Genomic DNA, 276 nt, shown 5'->3' on the forward strand with positions numbered 1-276 from the left:
TCAAGATGAGATTTCCCATTCTTTGAAGTAAGACCCCTGGAAGATGACCAGGTTGATAGGTCCGAGGTGGAAGCGTGGCGACATGTGCAGCTGACGGATACTAATCGGTCGAGGACTTAACCATATTACGTAAGGCGTTTGACTCGTGAACCAATATCGTTATCTAGTTTTGAAAGAGCAATCTTTCAACCTTATATCTGGTGATTATGGCAAAGAGGTCACACCCGTTCCCATACCGAACACGGAAGTTAAGCTCTTCAGCGCCGATGGTAGTTG

General features: G+C 46.0%; 2 rRNA genes. Both read left to right on the forward strand.

Features of this window, described 5'->3' with window-relative positions:
* A 23S ribosomal RNA gene (locus ACQCV8_RS20200) occupies positions 1-124 on the forward strand; the annotation flags it as partial.
* 72 nt (positions 125-196) lie between these two features.
* Positions 197-276: ribosomal RNA gene (gene rrf, locus ACQCV8_RS20205) — 5S ribosomal RNA — on the forward strand; the annotation flags it as partial.

The organism is Metabacillus sp. 84 (genome assembly GCF_050107715.1).
Lineage (GTDB): Bacteria > Bacillota > Bacilli > Bacillales > Bacillaceae > Metabacillus_B.